Here is a 2,850-nt window from a genome sequence, read left to right on the forward strand (position 1 = left end):
GACAGCACCGCGGTGGTCAGCGGCGCGACCGCCATCGCCATGCCGAGCGCGATCGCCGCGATCGCGGGCAGCACGCTGGTCCAGTAACTCGCCTGCGGCTCGACCCGCAGCATCAGCGCGAAGCCGATCGCGACCACCAGCGGCCCGATCGTCAGCGGCCAGCGCGGCCCGATCCGCTCGGTCAGCCGCCCCATCGCGCGCGACCCTAGCCCGATCCCGAACGAAAAGGGCAACAGCGCGAGCCCCGCCTGCACCGGCGAATAACCGCCGCCGGTAATCAGCACGAACGGCAACAGCACGATCAGCCCGCCGAGCGCGCCGTAGAGCAGGAAGGTGTAGGCGGTCAGCCCGACGAACGCCTTCGTCCCGAACAGCGCGAGCGGCATCATCGCGCGGTCACGGCGGCGATGCTCTACAGCCACGAACAGCGCGAGCGTCACGAGCCCCGCGCCGAGCGCGATCCACGACGCTTCGGTCATCACGCGCTTGCTCGACCACAAGGTCAGCGCCCAGGTCAGCGCGCCAAGCGCGACCGTCGCCAGCGCCGCGCCGGGCCAGTCGAGCGGCTGCTTGCCGTCGCCGCTCTCCTCGACACCCTTCAGCGCGAAGCCGATCGCCAGCGCGGCGACCGGCAGGTTGATGAAGAAGATCGCGCGCCACCCGACCGCGTCGACCAGCCACCCGCCAAGCGGCGGCCCGAACGCGCTCGCGATCGCGCCGACCGCCGCCCAGGTGCCGACCGCGCGGCCCTTTTCCTCGCCCGAGAAAGCGTGACTCAGGATCGAGAGGCTGTTGGGCATCAGCATCGCCGCCCCGATTCCCTGCACGACGCGCGCGCCGAGCAGGAAGCCGCGCCCCGGCGCCAGCGCGCAGGCGAGCGACGCCGCGGCGAACAAGACGATCCCGCCGACCAGCATCCGCCGCCGCCCGAAATGATCCCCCGCCGCACCGCCGAGCAGCAGCAGCGCCGACAGCGGGAGCAGATAGGCGTTGATCGTCCATTGCAAATCCGCCGCACTGGCGTGCAGGTCGTGCCCGATCGCGGGGAGCGCGACATTGACCACCGACCCGTCGATGAACGCGAGGCTGGAGGCGAGGATCGTCGCGAGCAGGGTGAGGCGCGGGTGATGGGGGCCAGGCATGACCATCCCTCTACCGTCATTCCCGCGAAAGCGGGAACCCAGCTTCTACGGTTTCACCAAGTGGCACGGTCAGGAGATGGGTCCCCGCTTTCGCGGGGATGACGAGAAGGCTAGGGGATCGCCATGACCAATCCGAAGCCCCCTATCGCCACGACACGCCCGCACGAATTCACCGCGCACGGCGTCACCATCTCGGATCCCTGGGCGTGGCTCAAGGACCCGCATTACCCGAATGTCACCGACACGGACGTGCTCGCCTATCTCGAGGCGGAAAACGGCTATTTCGAAGCCGTCATGGCGCCGCACAAGCCGCTGACCGACCGGCTCTACGAAGAGATGAAAGCGCGGATCAAGGAGGACGATTCGTCGGTGCCGCAAAAGGATGGCGACTGGCTCTACTGGACCGCGTTCGAGACCGGCGGGCAGTACCGTAAATGGTGGCGCAAGCCCGTCGCGGGCGGCCCCGACGAGCTGTTGCTCGACGAGCCGGCGCTGGCCGAGGGCAAGGAATATTTCCGGCTCGGCGCGTTCTCGGTCTCGAACGACGGCAAGCTGCTGGCATACGCGATCGACGACAGCGGGGCGGAGCGCTTCACGATCCGGGTCAAGGACCTCGCGACCGGCGAGCACCTCCCCGACACGATCCCCGGTATGCTGTCCGAAATCGTCTGGGCCGCCGACGACAGCGCGTTTCTCTACGGCCTCGCCAACGAACAATGGCGGACCGACAACGCCCGGCTGCACCGGCTGGGCACCGACCCGAAGGACGATGTCGAACTGTTCCACGAGGCGGACGAGGGCTTCCGCGTCGGCGTATCCGAAACGAGCGACCGGCAGTGGATTGTCATCGCGACCGGCGACCACAATACGAGCGAAGTCTATCTGCTCCCCGCCGCCGATCCGACCGCGCCGATGCTCTGCGTGGCGCCGCGCAAGACGGGCCGCGAATACGATGTCGAGACGCACGGGGACACGCTCTACATCCACACCAACGACACCGACCCGATGTGGCGGCTGTGCGCCGCGCCGATCGCGGCGCCGGGCGAGTGGACCGAGCTGATCGCGCCGAGCACGCATTTCTACATGACCGGGATCGAATGCTACCGCGACTATTTCGTGGTCGAGGGGCGCGAGGATGGCTTGGATCAGATCGCGATCCACCGCTACGACCCCACCATCGCGCCGCAGCGGATCGTGTTCCCCGAAGCGAGCTATGCCGCGGGGCTGGGTGACAATCCCGAATATGACATGCCGGTGATCCGGCTCGGCTATGAGTCGATGGTCACGCCCGGGACGGTGTATGACTACGACGTCGCGAGCGGCGAGATGACCACGCTCAAGGTGCAGGAAATCCCGTCGGGCTATGATGCCGCGAAGTACGATACCGAGCGGCTCAAGATACGCGCGAGAGACGGCACCGAGGTGCCAGTGTCGATCGTCTATCCCAAGGACTTCCCGAAGGACGGAAGCCGCCCGCTCTTCCTCTACGCGTACGGCGCGTACGGCTATGCGATCCCGCCAAGCTTTTCGACCGGGCGGCTTTCGCTGCTCGACCGCGGCTTCGCCTATGCCATCGCGCATATCCGCGGCGGCGACGATCTCGGGCAGCAATGGTATCACGACGGCAAGCTCGAAAAGCGCGAGAACACCTTCAACGACTTCGTCGACGTCGCGAAGGCGCTCGTCGCCGATGGCTGGACCGCCGAGG

At 67.4% G+C, this 2,850-nt stretch carries 2 protein-coding genes; one reads left to right on the plus strand and one right to left on the minus strand.

Annotated features, from left to right (window positions below; genetic code table 11):
• On the minus strand, positions 1-1,142 hold a 1,142-nt coding region (locus JWM94_RS01670; protein ID WP_299420458.1), incomplete at its 3' end, for an MFS transporter.
• 123 nt (positions 1,143-1,265) lie between these two features.
• Here JWM94_RS01670 and JWM94_RS01675 point away from each other — a divergent pair.
• Positions 1,266-2,850 (plus strand): prolyl oligopeptidase family serine peptidase (locus JWM94_RS01675; protein WP_299420461.1); only part of this gene is annotated, 1,585 nt, incomplete at its 3' end.

It is taken from the genome of Sphingomonas bacterium (genome assembly GCF_028289855.1).
Taxonomy (GTDB): domain Bacteria; phylum Pseudomonadota; class Alphaproteobacteria; order Sphingomonadales; family Sphingomonadaceae; genus Sphingomonas.